11 protein-coding genes and 2 pseudogenes are annotated in these 23,119 nt (G+C 67.7%); 5 read left to right on the top strand and 8 right to left on the bottom strand.

The window, feature by feature from the left end; genetic code table 11:
* Positions 1–54 precede the first annotated feature (54 nt).
* The 4 genes from ACFY2Z_RS28700 to ACFY2Z_RS28685 all read right to left on the bottom strand — a co-directional run bounded on the left by ACFY2Z_RS28700 (position 55) and on the right by ACFY2Z_RS28685 (position 10,159).
* Positions 55–4,392, bottom strand: coding sequence for an Eco57I restriction-modification methylase domain-containing protein (locus tag ACFY2Z_RS28700; RefSeq protein ID WP_390746984.1), 4,338 nt, complete (start codon positions 4,390–4,392; stop codon positions 55–57).
* A complete protein-coding gene (gene drmD, locus ACFY2Z_RS28695) occupies positions 4,389–7,634 on the bottom strand; it encodes a DISARM system SNF2-like helicase DrmD (protein WP_390746983.1) in 3,246 nt (1,081 codons plus the stop codon). Before drmD ends, ACFY2Z_RS28700 begins: the two co-directional genes overlap by 4 nt.
* 143 nt (positions 7,635–7,777) lie before the next feature.
* A complete protein-coding gene (locus ACFY2Z_RS28690) occupies positions 7,778–9,040 on the bottom strand; it encodes a protein kinase (RefSeq protein WP_390746982.1) in 1,263 nt (420 codons plus the stop codon).
* 177 nt (positions 9,041–9,217) lie between these two features.
* Entirely contained in the window at positions 9,218–10,159 is a 942-nt protein-coding gene (locus ACFY2Z_RS28685; RefSeq protein ID WP_390746981.1) for a serine/threonine-protein kinase, read from the bottom strand.
* Between the two features lie 142 nt (positions 10,160–10,301).
* Between ACFY2Z_RS28685 and ACFY2Z_RS28680 the strand changes: the two genes are divergently transcribed.
* The 5 genes and pseudogenes from ACFY2Z_RS28680 (at position 10,302) to ACFY2Z_RS28660 (ending at position 18,819) form a co-directional block, all read left to right on the top strand.
* Positions 10,302–12,287 carry an N-6 DNA methylase gene (locus ACFY2Z_RS28680; protein ID WP_390746980.1) on the top strand — a complete coding sequence of 662 codons (1,986 nt, stop codon included), beginning with the start codon at positions 10,302–10,304 and terminating at the stop codon, positions 12,285–12,287.
* Between the two features lie 1,785 nt (positions 12,288–14,072).
* Positions 14,073–15,983, top strand: a complete 1,911-nt coding sequence (locus tag ACFY2Z_RS28675) for a polymorphic toxin-type HINT domain-containing protein (protein WP_390746979.1) — start codon at positions 14,073–14,075, stop codon at positions 15,981–15,983.
* Positions 15,984–16,520, top strand: a complete 537-nt coding sequence (locus tag ACFY2Z_RS28670; RefSeq protein WP_390746978.1) for a hypothetical protein — start codon at positions 15,984–15,986, stop codon at positions 16,518–16,520.
* Positions 16,521–16,685: 165 nt separating this feature from the next.
* Positions 16,686–17,057: pseudogene (locus tag ACFY2Z_RS28665) on the top strand (ISAzo13 family transposase); the annotation flags it as partial.
* A 497-nt stretch (positions 17,058–17,554) separates the two neighbouring features.
* Positions 17,555–18,819 (top strand): annotated as a pseudogene (locus ACFY2Z_RS28660) (ISL3 family transposase).
* A 36-nt stretch (positions 18,820–18,855) separates the two neighbouring features.
* Here the strand turns inward: ACFY2Z_RS28660 and leuD are convergent.
* From leuD to ACFY2Z_RS28640, 4 genes are all read right to left on the bottom strand, one after another.
* A complete protein-coding gene (gene leuD, locus ACFY2Z_RS28655) occupies positions 18,856–19,458 on the bottom strand; it encodes a 3-isopropylmalate dehydratase small subunit (RefSeq protein ID WP_390746977.1) in 603 nt (200 codons plus the stop codon).
* A gap of 14 nt (positions 19,459–19,472) precedes the next feature.
* The gene (leuC, locus tag ACFY2Z_RS28650; protein ID WP_390746976.1) at positions 19,473–20,873 is read right to left on the bottom strand and encodes a 3-isopropylmalate dehydratase large subunit; all 1,401 of its coding nucleotides are present in this window, start codon (positions 20,871–20,873) and stop codon (positions 19,473–19,475) included.
* A gap of 92 nt (positions 20,874–20,965) precedes the next feature.
* Entirely contained in the window at positions 20,966–21,973 is a 1,008-nt protein-coding gene (locus ACFY2Z_RS28645; protein ID WP_390746975.1) for a TauD/TfdA family dioxygenase, read from the bottom strand.
* A gap of 46 nt (positions 21,974–22,019) precedes the next feature.
* Positions 22,020–23,081, bottom strand: a complete 1,062-nt coding sequence (locus ACFY2Z_RS28640) for an iron-containing alcohol dehydrogenase family protein (protein ID WP_390746974.1) — start codon at positions 23,079–23,081, stop codon at positions 22,020–22,022.
* Positions 23,082–23,119: the final 38 nt, after the last annotated feature.

The following is a 23,119-nucleotide window of genomic DNA, read 5'->3' as shown; positions in this document are numbered from 1 at the left end:
AGGGGAACGACGGGCTCGCTCAAGCGCGAGCGAGCCCGTCGTCATGCCGCCGCCTCAGAAGAGGGCGCCTTCGGCACCCTCAGCGAAATCCGACCCACCTCGCACGGCAAGTTGCCCCTGGCGTGTACGGATGGCCTCCGGGGAGGGCGCTGGCACGTCGCGGTGCGTCGCCCTCACCTTCGCCTCGGTCACTCCCTTGTGAAGACCGAGGTGAACCTCGTCGGCGTACGTCTGGTGGTTCAGCTCACGCAGGCGGTCGATGATCTCAGTCCGGGCGAGCAGACCGATGGTATAGCGGATGCCCTGATCGGTCTCCTGGAAGCCGTGGTCGAGTGAGTACGTCTCATAGGCGGGATTAGCGGGTGAAGCTTCCTCTGGGGCGTTAAGCATATCGTGCCAGCCGTAGGCTTCAACGGTAGCTTTATCGATCTCCCGGTGAATGCGACGAAGTTCGACGATGTCTGCATCCTGGCAGTCGGGGTCGTGCACCAGATTATAGGTAGAGGTAAGCCCCATGTTGCGTGCCCGCATAAGGTTTTTTCGGTAATCGTCGAGCCGGATACCCAGTTCGCGAAGCTTGTCGGTAAACATAGGGCGAACCAAGGTCTCAAACACATCTGTCGGCGTATAGCGGAGATCTCCCTTCATCGTGGATCCACGCTCCATCGCCCACCAATAGTGTGGCGCACTCGAAAGAAAAGAAAAGAAGGCTGGATCATCCGAGGCGAAAACACCGAGAACGTTAGCAAAGACCTGACCGGTCGGCACCATGACTGGCATCACGACTTTACTTACGAACGTAATCACGATACACCGTTGCAATTGCGCGAGTTTCGCAACCAATGCAGGGCGCTTATCTGCGTACTGCCAGTACCTCTGCGGCAGCGGTTTGCGGAGCACGAAGTTTCCCGCACTATCTACTCGCTGCCGTTCTGGCTTCACATCACGCAAGACCTTCACGTAAGCGCGTGAATACTCCTTTGCGCGCCCTTCCTGCCAGTCATGAAAGTTGATAACCCACCGGCTAGTGGTATGGGTGGGACTATTGTTAACATCCTGGCCATTCAGGTACGGAAACAGGACGTCCTCGTACCGCGGATCATTTTCAACCCATTCGTGCGCTTCTTCCTCAGAAAGAAGGAACCCCAATCCTAGAATGATCACACCTTGAAAGACTATGCCGGCATTCGCCGACAGAGGCATAACCCATGGCGTTACTCGCGATGCCGGGTTAAGTGAGGTGGAAACTCCATTAGGAGCAGGGGAGCCGTTCAGTACACAACATGCAGTACTCGCCAATGCAGCCTTGCTTGTCCACACGGCACAGTACTCAAGAACCGCTGACTTGGAGGGCCAAGGAGAACTTTTGACAGCCCGCCGGATGACAACTCCTTGGCGCGCCAGTTGATCGAGACCGACCTCACGGGTGTCGCCCTGCGCCAACGTGTTCGTTGCGACGAAGCCAGTCTGTCCGTGCGAATTCAATAGACTGTGGCCGCACAACTCGAAGTACGCAACCAAATCCGCGTTACCGCGAACGCCGCCTGCAAGAAACTCGACCAAATATTCACGATAGGCCTGCCCAAACGGGCCGGTCAGTTTTTTCCCACCCAAGAACGGTGGATTCCCCACAACAGCATCGAACCCACCTCTCTGCGTGAATACCTCCGGAAATACCAACGGCCAATGCACCGGCCGTCGCTCCAGCGCCCCCTCCGGCAGCTCAGCCCCCAGCCACTCCTCCGCCCGGGCCCGCGCCTGCCGCACCACCTGGGAGTCGTCCTCGACCCCGTCCTCCATGATCCGCTGCACGAGCCACGCCGCCTGCGGGAACAGATCCCGGACCCGCTCCCCACCGTCCTCCGCATACCAAGGCACCCGCCCCGAAGCGCACGTAGCGATCGCCGCCCCCGCGATCAGGTCACCCACCAACCGCAGTCGCCGAGAATGCCGGTTGACCTCCTCCAGCCGCTCCCGCTTCCTCTGAAGCGCCGGCAGGTCCACGCCCTTGATCGCCGTGATGGCCAGGCGCTCTCGCGTCAACTGGTCCACCAACTGCCGGGCCTGCTCGGCCAAGATGTCAGCCTGCTGCTCGGGCTTCATGTGGACGCCCTGGATCTGCTCCATGCTGTGCACGCCGAGCAGCGAGTCGCCGCACACCAAGCGGTCGTCCAGGAACGTGAAGGGCCGCTCCGGGTCCATCGACACCAGCCACAGCGACAGCTTGGCCATCTCCACCGCCATGGGGTTGATGTCCACCCCGTACAGGCAGTGCTCGATGATCTGGCGCCGCGCCTCGACGACCACCGGGTCCTGCTCCGCGTCCGCCGCCGTGACGGCCTCGACAGCGCGCCCCGCCCGGTAGACCATCGCGTCCGAGCGACCCTCGTTTTCCCAGGCCTCTATCAACCGGTCACCCAGGTAACGGCAGGCCGCCACCAGGAACGCCGCCGAACCCATCGCTATGTCCGCGACCTTCAGGTCGAGGATCTGCTCGGAGGACTTCAGCCGCCACTCCCCCGTGTCCGCCGTCTGAAGCGGCCCCGGCTCGTACACCAGGGGCTCCAGTGCGTGCAGCACGACCTCCTCCGCGAGGAAGCGGGGCGTGTAGTGCGTGCCCGTGTTCTTCCGCAGGGAGGACTCGGTGACGTACAGGGCGCCGTTCGGGATGACCGTCGGCAGGCCACGCAGGTCATCGCGGAGGATGCCGGCGAACGGCAGCAGCCGCTCCGTCAGGGCCGGGTCCTTCGTCACGGCGTTCAGGCGGCGTCGCGTCTCCGCCGCCTCGGCCCCCACCGGGGCGAGCTTCTTCTCCAACTGCCCGGCCGTCGCGGGCGGCTTCGGGTCCTTCCACTTCTCGTGGATGGACTTCGCGAGCGTCTTCAGTGAACCGCCCGACTTCGCCGCCAGGGATTCCAGCTCCCGCAGGGGCACCTCGTGCTCCAGGCCCTCCGGGCCGATCAGCCCCACCATGTGCTCGGTCGCGCGGCGGCCGTCGAAGGACAGCAGGCCCTCGTATACGTAGCCGATCTGCTCGACGTCCAGCGCGCGGAAGCTGAGCGTGCGGACCTCACGGTCCTTGCCCTTACCGACGCGGACCTCCTGCACCGCCTGGAGCATGTGCAGGACCGTGCGGTCGTCTATCGGGAGGAGCGGGGTGGTGCGCTCCAGCCAGGGGTAGGCGTCGGGGTCGAAGATCGAGCCGTCGTAGGCGGGGAGGTGGAGGCCGGAGCCGGGGTGGTCCACTCCCCCGTGCACGGCATGGAACAGGGCTATGAGGCGGTGCCACGCCGACCTGGTGTGCTCCAGCGACGCCTCGCCCTCCTCGTCGGCGCGCGCCTTCAGCTCGTCGCGCAGGAAGCGGGCGGAGTACGACCGGGCGTAGACCTCGTTGTCCGCCGGGAGCAGGCCGCGTTCCTCGGCGAAGAGCAGGAACACTATGCGCATCATCACGGCGACCGAGGCGCGGTACACCTCACCGGCGCTCACGCCCGAGGCGTGCAAGCCGGGGGCACCGTCCTCCATCGCCCGTACGTCCGCGCGGCCGATCGCGTCCACCAGCAGCTCTACCGCCTGGCGAACCTGAACGCCCAGCGCCTCGGTGACGTCCTCGCCCGCCGCCAGGCTCTCCTTGAGCAGACCGACCAGCGTCTCGGGCTCGTCGTACTCGAAGAAGCGGCGGCGGCGCAGCAGCGAGACGAAGGCGCGGACGACGTTGCGCTCCGCCGCCTCGTTCCAGCCGATCGCGTCGAAGACGGCCGTCGTCGTGACGCCGCCGAGCGGGGCCCACACCAGGCACCACCAGCGGCCGTCCGTCACCAGGCCGAGCGGCACGCCGTGGTGGCGCAACAACCGCGCCAGACGGTCGGCTGGGGCCGCCGCCCAGTCGCCGCCTCCGCCCGCCCGCGCGGTGGGCGCGGTGCCCGCCGGGACCGTCATGCCGAGCAGCCGTACCCGCTTCGCGGCGGCCTCGGTGCTGGGCTCGGTCGCCAGGTCGGTGCCCGGATCGACGAGGGCGAAGTCGGGGCGGACCTCGGTGTTGTGCTCGGCGACGCGCAGGGTGAGGCGGTCCAGGCCGTGGTGCTCCAAGTCGCCGACGCGAAGCGTCAGGGCGTCGTTCCAGCCGAGCAGGCGGCTCAGGATGTGCGCCACCCACTCGTCGCGGCCGGCGGTCGTGTCCGTCTGCCAGTCGGCGTGACGGGCGCGCAGCCGGGCGCGTTCGTCCTTCTCCAGGGCGTCGAGCTGGGGCCAGGCGCGCAGCAGGACGGGCATGGTGAGGAAGGGGCCGGAGACCTCGGTGAGGTCAAGCCACTCCTGGTGCTGGCGTCGGCCGTCGGCGGCCTGGGCCTTGGCTGCGGCCATTCCGGAGTTCGCGGGGCGGCGGGGGCTCATCGGCGGGCCTCCTTTGCGGGAACGACGAAGACGACGGCGGCGGGGAAGAGGTGGGAGCGGGGCTCGCGGTAGCGGGCGGCGATGGCGGCGAGTTCGCGCTCGCGCTCGGTGGGGAGGCCTTCGAGGCGTTCGCGCCAGCGGCGGCGGTCGTCCTCGAACTGTCGGCGCTCGTGGCCGGTCAGCTCGTGGGTGGACAGCAGGGCGAGCTGTTCGCCGTCGCCGTCGCCCTCCTCCCGGAGCTTGGCGCGCAGGGTGGCCTCGAAGCGGTCGAGGCTGGCGGTGATGCGGCGCTCCTCCTCGGCCCGGCGGTCGGCGAGCCGGCTCTCCAGCTGGCGGCCGAGTTCGGCGGCGCGGGCCTCCAGGGACCGGTAGAGGGGGTCGCGGAGCACCGGCCAGGCCTCGGTGAGTTCCTTGCGCAGGTGCGGGGCGGCCTCGGCGCCCTCGGTGAGTGCCTGGGAGAGGACCCGGCCCTGCTCGTTCACCGACTCCCAGCGGCGGAAGCGGCCGGTGTCGCCGAACCAGCCGCCCGCGTAGAGGACTTCCTCGTGCAGGCGGGTGCCGTCGGTGCCGACGAGGACGTAGCGGGCGTAGGCGGAGACCAGGGTGGTCGTCACCGCCGGGTCGTCGGTCACCACGGCGGTGACGCGGCTGAGGCCTACCGAGTCGGCGTTCCAGACGGCAGCGGTGAGCAGACGCGTCGACAGAGCGACCAGGGGGTGCTTGAGGTGGGCGAGGACCACGTCGTCACCGGCCTGCGCGGCCACCACCGGAGAGAACGTGAGCGGGCGCTGCTCGCCCTCCCGCAGCTTGTGCGCGAGGCCGCGGGTGGCGCGCTCCCAGCTGCCGGAGAGGGGCTGCACCTCGAAGAGGTCGCCGGGCTCGAACTGCTCGGCGCGGAAGGTGGAGGGCAGGAGGGGCGGCTGGTGGTCGAGTGCGAGGGCCGTGTCGACGACGCGCTTGACGTTGGCGGGGGTCAGGCCGAGGGCGGAGACGGTGCCCTCGTACTGGTCGGCGAGCCGCTTGGTCTGGGCGGTGACGTTCTGCTCGGGCGCGACCTCGCCGCCGGTGCGGCGGCCCTTGATCGGCTTCGGCTTGGCGTTCTCGATGTCGACGGGGGCGGTGTCGCCGGTCATGCGGCGCTGTACGGCGTCGGCGAGGACGGCGTTGACGGAGCCGAGGTCGTGCTCCATGCGCGCGACCTTCTTGGCGACGCGGGAGAGGAATTCGAGGTCGGCCTCGTAGGAGCCGGCCTGGGCCTGCTGCCAGCCGGAGCCGATGAAGTGGGTGATCTCCGGGTCCCGCTTCTGGCCCCAGCGGTCGATGCGGCCGATGCGCTGTTCGAGCTTGTTGGGGTTGAAGGGTATGTCGTAGTTGATCAGGCGGTGGCAGTGGTTCTGCAGGTCGATGCCCTCGCCGGCGGCGTCGGTGGCGAGGAGGATGCGCACCTTGCCCTCGGGCTGGGAGGGGTCGGCCTGGAAGCCGAGGCGGATGCGTTCGCGCTCCTCGGCGGACAGCCCGCCGTGGAGGCGTTCGACACGGCCGCCGTCGGTCAGTTGCTCCTGCTGGAGGAGGTCGTGGAGCCATTCCTGGGTGTCGCGGTACTCGGTGAAGACGACGACCCGCTCGTTCGTCCAGTGCTTGTCGTCGGACGTCCGGCATATCGCCTTGAGCGCGCCTATGAAGGCCTCCGCCTTGGAGTCTGGGGCGGCCTCGTGGGTGAGGGCCCAGCGCTCCATCTCCTGCAGCAGGTCCAGTTCCCGGCCGTCCTCGGCGGGCGTGAGCGAGGTGGAGCGGGTCAGGGCGTCGTCCTCGGCATCGACTAGGCCGGTGTCGTCGAGGTCAGCGACGAGGTCGGCGAACTCCTCCAGCCACTCGGGGACTTCGGCGGCGGCCGCGCGTCCCTTCGTGGGGCCGGTGTCCTCCAGGTGGGAGAGGTAGACCTGGACGGTGTGCAGGAAGGCGGCCGGGGAGGAGAACAGGCGCTTCTTCAGCAGCAGGGTCACCAGGTCGGCGGCGCGGCGCCCGCCCCGGGCCTTGGGCGTGAGCTTCCTGCGGCGCTGCTCGGCGAACTCCCCGAGCAGGCCGTGGATCTCGCGTTCTTGGGGTGTGTAGTCGACGGGGAGTTCGCGGGTGCGGCGGGTGCGGAAGCGGGGTGTGCCGTCGGCGTTGGTGACGGTGGACTTCAGGCGCCGTACGACAGTGTCCTTCAGGGCTTCCTTGTCGGGGTCGACGCCGCGGGCGAAACGCTGGTCGTCGATGAGTTCGAGCAGGGCGGTGTAGGACTCGGGGTAGCCGTTGTGCGGGGTGGCGGAGAGGAACAGCCGGTGCTCGAAGTGCGGGACGAGGCGCCGGATCAGCTTGGTCTGCTGGGAGTCGACGGCGTACACCTGCTTGGGCGCGGCGGGCGCGACGTGGTGGGCCTCGTCGAGGACGAGCAGGTCGAAGAACCGCTTGTGGTCACCGTCACCGCCCTCCTCGGGGGAGCCGATGACCTCGTCGAGGAGGCGCTGGGCCTTCTGGCCGCGCAGCCAGGGCAGGGAGACGATGGTGAGGGGGTGGACGCGGAAGGGGTTGGCCGCCGTGCCGTGGGTGCGGCGCAGGCGGGCGCAGTGCTCGGAGTCGACGATGGTGAACTCCAGGCCGAACTTCTCGGCCATCTCGTCGCGCCACTTGAGGGTCAGGCCGGCCGGACAGACGACCATGGTGCGGCGCGCCCGGCCGCGCAGCAGGAGTTCCTGCGCGACGAGTCCGGCCTCGATGGTCTTGCCGAGGCCGACGTCGTCGGCGAGGAGGAGGTTGACGCGAGGTGCGCCGACCGCGCGGGACACCGGCTCCAGCTGGTACGGCTCGACTGCGACGCCGGAACGGAACGGCGCCTGGAGGGTCCTGGCGTCGGCGGAGGCGACGGCGGACCAGCGGACGGCGTCGAGGAACGCGGCGAGGCGGTTCGGGGAGTCGTAGGAGTCGGTGGAGGCGTCGGGGAGGGAGCCCGCGGGCAGTACCCGGCGGCCGGGCTCGACCTCCCAGATGACGGAGAGGGTGTCGCCGAAGCGGCCGTCGGCGACGGACTGGAGGTGGACGAGGGTCGCGCCCCGACGGTCGTCGTCGCCGTCACCGGATCGTGGGGAGGGCTCGACTCGGGCCACCACCCACGACTGTCCGCGGACCTCGACGAGATTGCCTTCCTCGGGGAGCTGTTCGGCCCCCGTCCGCTCGGTCGCACGCTGAACTGCCGACGTCATGGGCGCTGATCCCCTCGGTGTCTCCTGTGCCGTCCGTAGACCGTGATCTGTCTCCCCACCGGAACGGCGCGACGGAGCGTAACACGATCCGTCAACTGTGAACAGAGCTCACAAAGTTGAGTTGCGGCTGAAATGCGGCCGCTTCAGCCCAACCGCCGCAACCGCTCCAGCAGTGCCCGGCTGCGCCCGTGCCCGGCGCCGGCAGCGGGCAGGACCGCGTCCTCCTCGTCGGCCAGGCGCCTCAGCAGTTCCTCGGCGGCATGTCTTTCTCCGGTGCGGATCAGCAGTACGGCGATCTCGTAGCGGGTGTCCAGCACCGCGGGATGGCCCGGCCCGAGCAGGCTGCGCTGTTCGGCGAGGACCGACTTCAGCTCGTCCAGGGCCTCCCGGGTGCGGCCGAGCGCGCCCACACACAGGGCGGCTCCGGTCCGCGCGGCGAGCGTGCCCGCGCGGTCGAGGCCGGGGGCGGCCATCAGTTCCCGGTACTCATCGAGGGCATGAGCCGGGCGACCGGCGCGGCGCAGGGCCTCGATCTCGGCCAGACGTGGATGAGGGGGCGCCGACTCGGCAGCACAAGCCGGCCGGGGCGCCCAGGCGGTGAGCAGGGCCGCCACCTCGGCGGCCGAGCCGGGCCGGTCCTGCGGCCTCTTCTCCAGCAGACGCTCGACCAGGGTCCGCAGGCCGTCGGGCACGTCGGGGCGGCGGTCGGCGAGCGGCGGGGCGGGCTCGTTGGCGTGCCGGTGGTACAGCATGAAGGGGCTGCCGTCGGTGAACGGCGGTGCGCCGGCCAGGAGCTCGTACAGGACACAGCCCAGCGAGTAGAGGTCGCTCGCGGGCACCGTGCGGCCCACGGCCTGTTCGGGCGCCATATAGACGACCGTGCCTGGGGTGGCGTTGGAGGCGGTGAAGTGCGTCTCGCCGGACTGCGGTTCCAGGGCCGCGGCCACGCCGAAGTCCAGGACTTTGATGTCTCCGTCCGGGGTGACCATCAGGTTCGACGGTTTGAGGTCGCGGTGCACGACGCCCTGACCGTGGGCGTAGGAGAGCACTTCGGCGGTGCGACGGGCGACGTCCGCCGCCCGCTCGATGCCGAGCGGTCCGTCGTTCTTGAGGACGGCGTCCAGGGCTCGGCCGGGGACGAGGTCCATGACCAGGTAGAGCTCGCCTTCGTGGTTGCCGTGGTCGTGGACGGCGGGGACACCCGGGTGGCGCATGCGGCTGGTCAGGCGGATCTCGCGCAAGAAGCGGCGTTCCAGTGTGCTGGGTTCGGCACCACGGCCGCGGCCGGCCAGGAGCTTGACGGCCACGTCACGGTGATGGTCCCGGTCGTGCGCCGCCCAGACGACGCCCATGCCGCCCCGGCCCAGTTCGTGCGTGAGCTCGTACCGCCCAAGGCTTCGCCCCATCGCGCCCCGTCCCCAGTCCCGGCGCTCCCCGCGCCCGCCGCCTCTCGGCAGCCGGGGACGTCACGGCACCCGGCCGACGCGATCATTGTGACACCGGCTCACGGCACTTCCAGCCTATGGGTACCCAGAAAGATGATTTCTACAACCACCCTGGAGCGGCCAGGAAGGGGGCACGTCTCACAGCGGCATCGGGCCCTGCGGAACCAGGAACGGCCGGCGGGGATCCTCGGGCACGGTGCGCCTGACGGCCAACTCGGGTCGCGGCTGCGGCAGGTGGGGCGCGAGGGCCGCGTAGACCTCGGCCGCGGAGGAAGGGCGATCCTCGGGCCGTTTGGCGAGCAGGGCCGTGAGCAGGTTCTGCAGGTCGCCGGGCACGGCCACCCCCGAGTCGGCGACGACGGGCGGGGGCGAGGCGAGATGGTGGGAGGACAAGAGGGCGGGCTGATGAGTGGGGAAGGGAGTCTCGCCCGTCAGCATGTGGTGCAGCAGGCAGCCCACGGCGTACAGGTCGCTGCGGCCGTCGAGCTGGTCCCGGCCCGCCAGCAGCTCGGGTGAGGCGCAGAAGAGGTTGCCGATGCCCTCGCCGGTCGCCGTCAGCCGCGGATCCGTGTCCCTGAGCAGCTTGACCAGCCCGAAGTCCAGGATCTTCACGACGCCGTCCCGCCGGATCATGATGTTCTGCGTCTTCAGGTCCCGGTGGACGAGGTCGGCGGCATGGACCGCCGACAGTCCCGCGCAGAGCTGGGCCGCGACGGCGACCGCCGAGGCGAGGTCGAACCGCCCCTCTTCCTGCTGGTCGAAGAGGTACTCGAGGGTGGTGCCTTCGATCAGTTCCATCACCAGGCAGCAGGTGTCGTCCGTGAGCGAAGCGTCGAAGACGGTCGCGACGTTCGCGTGGTCCAGGCGTGCGGCCGCCCGCGTCTCCCGGCTGAACCGGATCAGGGCCGCGTCGCGGCTGCTCGCCACGGCCAGCAGGTCCGTGGCAACGGTCTTGACCGCGACCGGCCGGTCGAGGGGCAGGTCCCGCCCCCGCCATACCTGTCCCATCACACCGCGGCCCAGCACCGACTCCAGCCGATAGCGGCCACCAAGCACCATTCCCGGCGCGAGACCCGGCATCTTCCCCGACCTCCACATCTCCCGCACATCACGGCGGAACGTAAACTCTGTGAACAGAGTCAATGAGCGTAGTAGCCTTCTTGTCACCGGTTGCTGGGGAGCCGACCACCCACCAGCCACCAAGTACCTCGGAGACTGATCGATGAGTACCCCCGACGTCGTACCCGTCAGCCTGGCCGAGATCGCCCGGATCGCCGGCGTCGGGCGAGCCGCTGTGAGCAACTGGCGCCGACGCCACGACTCCTTCCCCACACGGATCGGGGGCACCGACGTCAGCCCGCAGTTCTCGCTCGCCGAGGTCGAGCAGTGGCTGCGCGACAACGGGAAGCTGAGGGACGTCGGCGGCAAGGAACTCCTCTGGCCACGCTTCGAGTTGCTCGGCAGTCGGAACGAGTCGGGGCTGGCCGTGGCCGAGGCCGCCCGCCGGATGCGGTCGTCCAGGGCACGGATCTCCCATGCCGAGCTCTCTCCGCAGGCTCGTGAGCTTGTGGCCGAGGCGGCGAAGCTGGGGCGGGCGGAGGGGCCGCGCGACACCTTCGAGTTCCTGCTGCAACGGTGGCTGGAAACCCATGTCCGACAGCTCAGCACCACGCCGCCACCACTCGCCACACTGATGACCCGGATCGCCCTCACTGCCCGTCTCGGTCCGCAGGACGGCGGACTGACCGTCCTGGATCCGGCGTGCGGCACGGGCCACCTGGCGGCAGCTGCCGCTCAGGAGTACGACGGCCCGGGCCTCGAGTTGCTCGCGTGCGAGCGGGATCCGGCGCTGGCCGCGCTGGCGTCCGCCCGGCTCGACTTCGTCGCGGACGACCGTCACGTCCGTACACAAGTCTCTACGGCCGACGCGCTACGGGAGGACCCCTTCACCGGGGCCAAGGCCGACATCGCACTGTGCAACCCGCCGTTCAATGAACGGGATTGGGGGTACGAGGAACTCGCCACCGACCAGCGCTGGACTCATGGGCTGCCCCCACGGACCGAGCCCGAACTGGCCTGGGTGCAGCACCTCCTCACCCACCTGAAGCCCGGCGGAGTCGCCGTGGTGGTCCTCCCACCCGCCGTGGCATCACGCAAGGCGGGTCGGCGTATTCGCGGCTCGCTGCTGCGCACCGGAGCACTTCGGGCGGTGGTGTCCCTCCCTCCGGGCAGTGCACAACCCCACAGCGTGTCACTGCAGTTGTGGGTCCTGCGCGCAGCCCCGGACGGCCCTGCCGCCCCTCCTCCGAGCCAGGACGCCCTCCTGGTGGACGCCACAGGCTTCGCACGACCGGGAACACGCGAGCCGAGCCCCGACTGGGACGCTCTCGGTTCCTTCGTCCTCACCGCACTGGCGAACCTCGACCATTCCGATCAAGAGCCGCCGGAGAGCGCCGCCCGCGTTCCCTTGCTCGACCTTCTGGACGACGAGGTGGACGTCACCCCGGGACGCTACACCGCGTCGGCGTCCGAACCGACATCGAAAGAACTTGCCAATAAGTGGGGCGAGTTCGGGTCGCTGCTGACCGATCTGGCCGATCAGGCACAACATCTGTCCGCACTCGACGTCGAGGCCGGCACCCAGCAGACCACGACGACAGTGGGAGACCTGGTCAAGGCCGGTGCGCTGACGCTGCGCGCCGGTCAGCAGCCTCCGGAGAAGACGGCACCTGTCAGCGGGACCGCCGTACCGTTCCTCACCATCACCGACCTGCTGGTCGACGGTGCGCCCAGCGGGCTGCTGGCCACCCAATCGGCCCACGCTCTTGCCGAAAAGGGCGATGTAGTGGTCGCCGGAGTGATCCGGGCCTTCAAGGCGTGGGTGCATGAGGGCGCACCGATGGCTCTCGGCCCGCAGCTGTACACCCTGCGGGTGGACCCGGAGAAACTCGATCCCCACTTCCTCGCCGGCTGTCTGCGCGCTCCGGCCAACGGACGCCAGGCAGGCACCCACGCCTCCAGTTCCTCCCGAGTCGACATCCGGCGGTTGCAGGTACTCCAGCTTCCCCTGGAGAAGCAGATGGTGTACGCGGATACGTTTCGTCGCCTCAGGGCCTTCGAGACGCTCGTCGCCAGGGCCGAGCGTTCAGGCAAGGGGTTGGTAAGCGACATGAGCGATCGCCTTGCCGCAGGTGGACTGGCTACCTGACCCTTACCGGCCGGTCGGCCGGGCTCAGCAAACACCGGTAACGACCATGCAGTGTCGCGCCGAACGGTCGCAGCGACGCGCTGACGCCTGCGTCGGAAGTCCTCGTCATCGAGTCATGGCGGAGGCTTCATGGCGGCGAGTGCCGGCCGAGCGCGCGCAGGGGCGCCTATGCGGCACACCGCGTCTCCGGCGATCAGTGAGATGGCGCAACTTCTGCTGGCCCTGATCTCACATGCACGCCGCGCCCGCGTCAACCATTTCCCCCAGAACGGTCAGGATCCGCAGAGCTTGCAGCGCCTCCACCCCTGTCCACCCAGACGGTGACGTGAGGCGTCGGGCAGAGCGCGCGTCTCGGCAGCCTCTACCACCACTTCGGCTGTGTCGCCGCTCTGGTGAACGCATTGGTGGACCGGGGTGGGCTGCGCATCTTTTCACCCTCTATGTCGGTACCCAGCACGCCGACGGCATGAGGCTATCCCCCGACCCCGCTATATCGGCTACGAGGTCTGGAACAAACAGCGCGAACGCCTCATCGACCTCGACGACGTCACCCTCGGCCACCGCACCACCATGACCCACAACTTCAGCGACGAGTGGGTCTGGTCAACGAACCCGCACACGAGCCGCTCATCGCCAAGGAACTGTGCGAGGCCGTCCAGCGGGCCCGCAGGCAACGCGCCTGCGTCTACCAGCGGCAGGAACTGCCCAACCGGCGAAGCGGCCGGCGGGCCTACGTCCTGCGAGGACGGGTGAGGTGGCCGGTGTGCGGACGGAAGATGCAGCCCTCCGCGATCCGCGACCGCGTCTACTACCGATGCGAGTACAAGGAACAGGAAGCAGGCCTGTACCACGGGCTTGCCCCCCGCACCCTCAACCTGCGCGAAGACATCTTCTGCTGGGCCCTGGATGCATGGATCGCCCGCGCCTTCGCCCCCGAGCGGGCTCACCGCCCTCCTCACCGTACCCAGCCAGGCCAGCATCACGGCAAGCGCCGCGGAGCACCGAACACCCGAGCAGGCTCAAGCCCGCCAGGCGATCAAGGAGTGCGAGCGGCGCCTCGCCCGCCACCAGGCCGCCCTCGACTCCGGAGCCGACGCAGCCGTGGTCACCCAGTGGATCAACGACGCCAACGCGACAGGGAAGCGGCACAGAAGAAGTTCGACGACCTATCCGCCGTCACCCGACAGAAGGATCCACCGCTTGCCCCTGACGAGATCCGCAAGATCATCAAGAGTTTTGGTGACATTGCGCGACGTATCTGCCCAGCAGACGCCGACAGGAAGGGCCCAGTCCGCGAAGCCCCGGGCATCACGATCACTACGACAACACAACGAGGACCGCGACCGTTAGGTCGAGGCCCTCGCTTGCGTATCGTTATAAGGAGAGGAGTGGAGTGTCCGAGGGCGGATTCGACCACTGACGATACGGACGTGGTCGCGCAAGCGGGGCTCCGGCTGCAAGATCTGCCAGGGGCGTCTGCCGAGCTGCTGCCCCGGCCCTGCCTACGCAACGAGGCGGACATCCAGGTTGTTCTGGCGGCCAGGGACTGTCTGCCGCCATCGCCCTCGGAACGATCACCGTGAACCAGGGCACCGGCGACCCGCCGAGGCCAGAGTCGCGATGACTGCCGGTAACGCTCTAAGTTGACCGGCGACCATGGTGCTACGCGCCAGTAACTTCGGCGGGCTTTGCCCCCAGGGGGAGCGAGGCCGGCAACCGGCCCTCGCCATCAGTAGGGAACTCATGCACGTCCAATTCAGGCTCCTCAGACACAGGGCCGTCAGCTTGCTCACCACCCTGTTCCTCACCTTCACCGCAGCGGCCGGAGCATCCGCCGCAGCGGCAGAAAAGGCGGGGAAGAAGGAGCCGGATCCCACGCTTCTGGAGATCGTGGAGAGGGTTCGCCAGTACGCGAACTGCGACCGTCTTCCACTGCTCGAACGGCCGGTCTGTGCGAAGGACTTCGCGATCAAATCGCTGAAGCTCGGCGTCGGAGTGGGACTCTTCCTTTATGTCACCCAGGAGGCGATGAAGGACCACGGCGCCTCCTTCGACAAACTCAACAAGGAACTTGCCGCGCTGTACAAGCTCAGGCCCACCTTGCTGCTCGACCCGTCCAAGGAGCCCGACCCGGAGCAGCGAAGGAAGATTCTCGAACAGTCCGTCAGGACCTTGAAGGAGGCCGAACCGCTGCTGGACAGCCTGGGTGACGATCTCGCCAAGGCCTCGCGGTTGATCGGCGCCCACGGCAACTCGCTCGAAGCCCTCGCCGTACTCACCGTCGCCGTGGGTGATCATTACCCGGAGTACAAGCCGCCGAAGGACGTAGACACCAAGCCGGCCATCGACTTCGGCAAGGAGCTCGCCGAGCTCAACAAGGTGTTCGATCGAATGATCGAGGGCATGGACAAGGCCAACCGCGGCCTCGACCAGATGAACGAGGGCGTCAAGGAGGTCAACGGCGGCCTTGACCAGATGAACAGGGGCATCTCCGAGGCCGACAAGGGCATGGAGCAGCTCAACAAGGCCGTCCCTGGCATCAAGGAGGGTGCGCTGAAGCTCCGCGAACTGCCGGACATCGACTTCGACTTCTCGCATATCGGCGATGTGCTCGGCGGGACCTCGGCCGCGGAGCAGGCGGAACAGCAGCGCAGGATGTCGCTGCTGCTCGACCTGCTTCCCGGTATCGGGGATGGCAAGGGCATCGTGGAGGCCATCACGGGCAAGGACATGGCCACCGGCGAGGAGCTCACCACCACCGACCGTGTGCTGGGCTCCTTGGTCGTCCTGCACTGGCTCAAGAGCGGCGGTAAGGTCCTCACCGCTGAGGAGATCCGCGAGGCCCGCGAGAGCGAGAAGATCGCCATGTGCGCCGCGAACAGTTTCCCCGCAGGCACCTTCGTACTCATGGCCGATGGCACCCGTACGCCGATCGAGCAGGTACACGTTGGTGACAAGGTCGTCGCCGCCGACCTGGAGACCGGGCAGAACCAGGTGGAGCAGGTCACCGACCTGATCACCGGCGAAGGCGTGAAGCACCTGGTGAAGATCACCGTGGACACTGATGGTGACAGTGGTGACCAGACGGCCGACATCATCGCAACCGACCATCACCCCTTCCGCGCCGAGCACCCCGACCACTGGGCCGACGCCGCCGACCTCGAGAGCGGGATGTGGCTTCGCGGGGACAACGGTGCACACGTCCGGATCACCGACGTGGACGCCTGGACCGCCCAGGAGAAGGTCTACAACCTCACGGTCGACGAGCTGCACACGTATTACGTCCTGGCAGGAAGCACTCCGCTTCTGGTCCACAACGCCAAGAAGGACAAATGCAGTCTTTTGGTCGACCATGTGGGACAGGTGGACCAGGACTGGGTGACGAAAGGTGCCCACGTCAACATGAAGGACGGCATGGAGGTAGCCCTTCGTCCGGACGGGAAGGGGGGCATCAGAGGCGAGGCCATCCGTCTCAAGAACGGCACTGCCACACAGAAGCAGGTGGACGCCGTCGTCGCGTCGATCAAGTCGAATGAGAAGCTGCGCGCAGACATGATCAGGGTCACCAAGGCCGCCAAGAAGGTCTTCGAATCCAGCGCCAAGGCCATGAAGGAAGGCCGCAACCCTCAATGGCGCTTCAGCAACGACCGGACAGCCGAGCTGCAGTCCCTGATCGAGGCAATGGAGAAGATGTAGATGCCCGACCTGGATTTCTACGCCCACGTCGCCACCCGTGGTGACGTGCTGGGAGCACGCGTTGGCATGACCCCGGCCCAGTGGGAAGAGAAGCTGGGGGCCGACTACCTCGATGACACGTCGCACGGGCGTATGCGTCGGGACTACGGGCTCGTCGAGCTTTCCTTCGACGAGAACGAGGGCTCCTGGTCGTGCTTCGGCATCAGCGTGCAGGTGCACCGTCTGAACCTGGGCGACACGTCCACAGTGCCGACGCCTCTTCGCAACGCATACGGCGAGTTCGCAGGTCGAGCACGCTTCGACGAGTTGGCCGCCGTCATCACCGGCCTGGGCCATACGATCGAACCGGACGACGACGAGAGCGACACGCACACTCGCCGGTACCGGGTGTCCGAGTCCGGCGCCAGAATCTTCGTCATCGCCGATGCCGACCCATACGGTCACGGCACCGCTGACCCGGACGACCCCACCCACCGGCAGGTGGGAGACGTGTGGTCCATCAGCCTGTCCCCGGCTTGGTGGTCCACAGAGAACTGACCAGAGCCCGGCTCCGGCTCGGTCCCGGGGCGCGGCGGACATCACTGTCCGGCCGCGCTCCGGACATGCCGAAGCCGGACTGGCCCAGTGACCCGAAGACCCCGAGGACAGGAAGAACACAGAGAAGGCCGGATTTCGTACGAGGGGGACGTCTGTTCCGGTGGTCAGCTTCGCGCCGTCGCACCGGCAGCTGCTGCGCAGCGACGCCATCGCCGTCGACGACGCAGCGGTGACCGGCAGAAGACCCCCGCCGCTGGCCTCTACACCGGCCGACGTCCCGGCCTCACCCTCGTCGACCGGCTCCTGGCCACCATCCTCTAGCAGCGGTTCAAGCTCCCCTAGGTCGTCATCGCTCCCCTCTTCACCGTGACACCCGTGACCCTCAACCGGGCCATCAGCCAAACTCGCCGCTTCCTGCGCGACGTTGGGCACACCATCGAACCCGCTGAAACACAGCTGGCCACCCTCGACGACCTCACCGACTACGCCGCACACCTCGGCATCCCCACATCAGAGATCAAGACGGCGAGTTATTGATCGGCAAGCCCTAACTACCCGGTCTTGGGTTAAGGCCCACCATGAGACGGCCCGTTGGCCGCGCTCGATGACCTGACTGAGCAACCCGGATCCCCGCACCACGCTCATGACGTCGGCCCGTGCGGCCAGACGTCGAATGGGTGGATGTGAGACCACTCCGCCGACCAGCCGGCACCGGGGACGCCAACGGCCATATCTGCGAGCATCCATGACGCTTCCTCGGCCTCGACGGTCGACCGCCGAGAGACACGAGGAAGACCCACGAGGAAAACGCCCTGGCAATCGCTCCCACACCTTCGCGAAGACGAGGGGGAGCACTGCCTTGAGATGGCCAGCCAGTCCGGTCCCCGACGGCTGCGGGCGCCGGTCGGTTTCCGCACTTTGGGGCTCTCCTGCCGTATGTGTGGGCGCCCTGAACTGCCCCGATACAGGAAACACGCCGCCTCCTGTGGTCCTTGAGGTGTCTAGGCTCAAGTTGGATCAAGCAGGAAAACGGCGTGTCCCTCTTCAGGATATGGAAGCGGACGCTGACGGCCGAACATACGGTGGTCGAGGGCGTCCGGATCGATGAAAACGAACAGTGCGTGATCGTGTCGGTACGGCCCGATGCGCGCCGTCGGCAGCGGTGTGGGATCTGCCGGCGTCCGGCGCCCTGGTACGACGCGGGGCGGGGGCGGCGCCGGTGGCGGGACCTCGACCACGGGGTGCTGCGGGTGTTCCTGGAGGCGGCGGCGCCGCGGGTGGCCTGCAGGGAGCACGGGACGACCGTCGCCGCGGTGCCCTGGGCCCGTCACGGCGCCGGGCATACCCACGCCTTCGACGCCCAGGCGGCATGGATGGCTGCTGAGTGCTCCAAGAGCGCGGCCGCGCAGCTGATGCGTACTTCCTGGCGGACCATCGGCGCGATCGTCGAGCGGTACGTCGCCGACCGCGACCGGCTGGTCGACCGGCTGTCGGGGCTGCGGCGGATCGGCATCGACGAGATCAGCCACCGCCGCGGACAGAAGTACATGACGGTCGTCGTGGACCACGACACCGCGAGGGTGGTGTGGATGGCCGACGGGCACGGCAAGGACGTCCTGCACCGCTTCTTCGACCAACTCGGCGCCGACCGCGCCGCCCGCTTGACGCACATCAGCGCCGACGGCGCCGCATGGATCGCCGACGTCCTTCAACACCGGGCCACGCATGCCCTGCGCGTCATGGACCCCTTCCACGTCATCGCCTGGGCCACCGAGGCCCTGGATGCCGAACGCCGCTCGAGCTGGAACCGCGCCCGCCGCCAGGCCCAGGACCACGAGCGGGCCCGGGCATTGAAGGACTCCCGCTTCGCCCTGTGGAAGAACGAAGCCGACCTCACCGACCGGCAGGCCGCGAAACTCACCTGGATCGCCGCCACCGATCCCCGCCTGCACCGCGCCTGGCGCCTGAAGGAGGCCCTGCGGGCCGTGTTCACCCTGGCCAAGTCCCGCCCCGCCGCCGCCCTGCGGGCACTGGACCGGTGGATCGGCTGGGCCCGCCGCTGCCGCATCGGCGTCTTCGTCGACCTCCAACGCCGTATCCGACGCCACTACCAGGCAATCCGCTCCGCGCTGACCACCGGCATGAGCAACGGACTGATCGAGTCCACCACACCAAAACCCGTCTGATCATCCGCAGAGGCTTCGGCTTCCACTCCGCCGACGCCGTCATCGCCCTCGTCATGCCCACCCTCGCCGGCCCCCGCCCCCAGCTCCCCGGACGCCAACCCGCCCCAGCATGACCCACACATACGGCAGGAGAGCCCACTTTGGCCTGGTCACTGTGGTCTCTTGGAGTGGGTCACTGGCAGCAAAGGGCGCCGGAGCCGTTCGTAGGCCTCGATGTCGTCGGCGTACTTGAGGGTCTCGGCCACTGTGTCCTGGCCGGAGAGCAGACGGCGTCGGGCGCCGGGGTCGAGTGCGAAGGGCTGTGTGATGCCGGCACACCGCACTTCCAGGCGCTGGACGTCGACGGTGACAGGCGTGGAGGGATCCTGCTCGATCCGCTCCCACAGGCACTCGATCACGTCCTCGGGAACAGTCGCCGTGACGAGACCTCTCATCAGGGCGTTGCCGGAGAAAATGTCACCGAATCGAGGGGCTATCACCGCGGCGAACCCTGCCCGCTGCAGAGCCCAGACGGCAGACTCGCGCGAGGATCCGGTGCCGAAGTCGGTCCCGGAGACCAGGACGGTCGCGCCCTGGTACTGCGGGAGGTTGAGGACGAACGAGGGATCGTCGCGCCAGTCGGCGAAGAGCGCGTTTGTGTGGCCGTGCCAGCTGAAGTACGGCACGTAGCGTGCCGGGATGATCTGGTCGGTATCGATGTTGCTGCGGCGCAACGGCATGCCGGTGCCGGTGTGCGTGATGAAGGCGTCCATGGCGGTCCTCGTGCTCAGAGATCGGCAGGCTGCGCGAGGTGTCCTGCGACAGCGGTGGCGGCTGCGACGGCGGGTGAGACGAGATGGGTACGCGACCCCTTCCCTTGGCGTCCCTCGAAGTTGCGGTTGCTTGTGGAAGCGGCGCGCTGCCCCGGACGCAGCCGGTCCTCGTTGAGCGCGGCGCACAGTGAACAGCCGGCCGCCGGCCGGAAGTCCGCTCCCGCGCGGCGGAATACCTCGTCCAATCCCTCGGCTTCGGCCTGCGCGCGGACCCGGGCCGAGCCAGGCACGATGAGCAGGTGTACCCCCGGGTGGACCTGGTTGTCGCGCAGTACGTCTGCAGCGGACCGCAGGTCTTCGATGCGCCCATTGGTGCAGGAACCGATGAACACGGTGTCCACGGATATGTCCCGCATCGCTGTGCCCGGGGTGAGGTCCATGTAACGGAGAGCACGTTCGGCTGCGACTCGGTCGGCCGCGTCGTGGAAGTCCGCAGGGCTTGGAACACGACCGTCCATGGGGACGCACTGCGCCGGGTTCGTGCCCCAGGAGACCTGGGGGGCCACGGAGCTGGCGTCGATAGTGACGTGCCGGTCGAAGATCGCGTCGTCGTCGGAGCGGAGGGTGCGCCAGTAGGCGAGTTCGTGATCCCAGTCGGCGCCCGTCGGCATGCCAGGACAGGCCGCCAGATAGTCGAACGTCACGTCGTCCGGGGCGACGAGCCCGGCCTTCGACCCCGCCTCGACGGACATGTTGCACAAGGTCATCCGGGATTCCATGGACAGGTGGCGCAGCGCCTCGCCCTGGTACTCGATGATGTGCCCCTGTCCGCCCCCCGTGCCGATCTGCGCGATGAGGGCCAGGACGAGGTCTTTGGCGGTCACGCCCGGCTTCAGTTGGCCGGTAATGGTCACGAGCATGTCCCCGGGACGCTGTTCCAAAAGCGTCTGAGTGGCGAGCACATGCTCGACCTGCGCGGTGCCGATACCGAACGCCAGGGCGCCGAATGCGCCCAGGGTGGTGGTGTGGGAGTCGCAACAGACGACGGTCATGCCTGGGCGGCTCAATCCGAGTTCAGGGCCGATCACGTGGACGATCCCCTGGCTGGAGTCGCCGAGCCGGAGCAGCGGGATGTCGAACTGCTCGCAGTTGCTGCGCATCAGGGTGGTCTGCCGCCGTCCCGCCGGGTCTTGGATCACCTTGTCGATGGCAACAGTGGGAGTGTTGTGGTCTTCGGTCCCCAAGTTGAGTTCGGGCCGGCGCACGGTCCGGCCGGCGGCACGCAGATCGTCGAAGGCCTGCGGCGTGTTGACCTCATGCAGCAGCTGCATATCGACGTACAGGAGGTCCGTGTGCTCGTCGACAGACCGTACGACGTGCGTGTCCCAGATTTTTTGGGCAAGGGTCTGGCCCATAGAGGTTCCTTCGAGTGTGTGCTCGGCGCGGGTACAGGGGCACGTTCGGCCACTCTGCACGGTGTCCGCGCGTGTCTGTCCTGGTGCGCTTCCTAGTCGGCGACGAGTCCGCGAACTCCGTCGACCCAAGTCATCTCGTGAGGCTGGGCCTTGCTCTCGTCGCGGAACGCGTACGTCTTCAGCAGCCAGCGGCTCTTGGCGCGCTGCGCGTCCTGCACGTCGATCTTCTCGCGGTTGTGCAGGCCGTCCTGGTTGGCGAAGGAGAAGAGGTCACCGAGGAGGATGCGGTGCCGCTTCTTTTCCGCGCGGGCGAGCGCATTCTTGAGGGCGAGCAGCGCGTCCTTCGCCTCCACCGGGCTGTCCGGCGCGACGGTGGTGTGGCTGTCCAGGTATCGGAAGCTGTGGTCGTTCTCCAGGATCGGATGCGTCTCCGAGACGGTCAGGCTGTTGTTGTTGTCCTTGGAGAAGACGTCGAACGGAGTGACGAACCAGGGATTCCGCAGGACCTGCTGCATTTCCGCACTCAGGTGCGCCAGCAGTGCCCGGCCTTCGACGAATCCCGTGTACACCAGTTCCTCACTCGGGCAGCGCATTCCGAGGAGGGTGATGAAGTCGGCGCGGACGCGGTGGGCGGTCCTGTCGTTGTGGTACACGAGCTCGCCGTCGCTGAAGCCCGTCTGCTTGCCGCTGTAGCGGTTGATGGCGACCACGTCGGTGAAAAAGTCGCCGTTGAACCGGGAGGCGTAGGCGAGTAGGGGGGTGCCGGTGAGCTGGGCGAAGAGCTCCATCAGCGACTCCCCGATGAAGGTGTTCTTCTTCGCGTACTTGTCGGCGAGAGGGTTGTCGTGGTCCAGCACGGGGATATCGACGTCCAGCGGACAGTTGCGCAGGACATGGGCATCCGAAACACCGTTCTCCCGCTCGTTTCGGATGCTGTGACAGGCGTTCACAAAGGCGGAGGGCACCAGCGGCCCCTCGCGCAGGACCGCGACCGCCTTGGAGAAGGCGCTGTAATCCGCGTAGGGGTTCTCGGTGACCGTCTGAAGTGCGCCGAAGAGTTCATCGCGTTCGGAGTCGGTGAGGACGTAGGTGGGTTGCACAGTGTGTGCTCTCCTTCGGTGAGTGATGGGTTTGTGATGGGACCGATCAGACGTCGACATACGCGAGGTACTCGCCGTAGGCCAGCCGCAGGTCCGCCTCACTGAGGTCAAGGTGCTCAAGGATCGTGAACCGGCCCGGACGGGTTCGCGGCGCGTAGTGGGCCGCTCGCGCAAACTCCGCGGAGGAGAAGCCGGCTTGGGCCGCAGTCGCGGGCAGGCCGTGGCGCCTGAGCGTGCACACGAGTTCACCCGCGAGGTCTTTGTCTCCCCTGAGGTAGGAGGCGAATGCGGCCCCAAGACCGACTTGCTCTCCATGCTGGACGCGACGGGTCGGGTAGAGGGTGTCGAGGGCATGGGAGATCTCGTGGCACGCACCGCTGGCCGGCCGCGTGCTGCCGGCAATGTTCATGGAGATGCCCGAGATGACGAGAGATTCGGCAAGCTGTGCTGCGAAGCCGGGCTCATGGACGTTGCCAGTGTGCCGCAATATCGCGTGTCCCGCGCCGCGGGCCATGGCCGTGGCGAGACCGTCGATCTCCTCACCGGTCTCGGCGTGCGAAAGCTCCCAGTCGGCCACCGCCGACAGGTTGGAGAGCAGTTCGCCCACACCGGAGGCCACGTAGCGAGACGGCGCCTCATGGATTACATCCAGGTCGACGACAGCGACGATCGGACAGGACACACCGACGGACTGACGGCCGGACTCGTCATCGAGGATAGACACCGGTGAACAGATGCCGTCATGAGCGAGGTTGGTGGCACAGGCGACGGTCGGCAGCCCGATCCGCCCGGCAGCGTACTTGGCCGCGTCGATGACCTTGCCACCCCCCAGCCCGACGACGGCGTCGTAACGCCCCCTCCTCAGCTCATTACTCAGGCGCACAGCCGAGGCAAGAGTGCCGTCTGCCACGGTGTACCACTCCGCGTCGGGCAGCAGGGGAGCGACTCGGGCTCGGAGGGCCCCGCCGAATCCGGCACTGACGACGACGGCCACCTGCCCCATGGTCGAGATGCGGTGGTCGGACAGGATGCCTGGAAGGCTGTCTAGTGCGCCGTGTTGGACGATCACTGCGACGGGCGAGGGAATCATGCGGGCGATGACTGGCATTGATGTTTCTTCTCTCTTGCGGAGCGCCAGGGCTAGTC

Source organism: Streptomyces sp. NPDC001222, assembly GCF_042896945.1.
Classification (GTDB): domain Bacteria; phylum Actinomycetota; class Actinomycetes; order Streptomycetales; family Streptomycetaceae; genus Streptomyces; species Streptomyces gibsoniae.
Note: the sequence above shows the minus strand (reverse complement) of the source record. Positions and strands in the feature narration are given on the sequence as shown.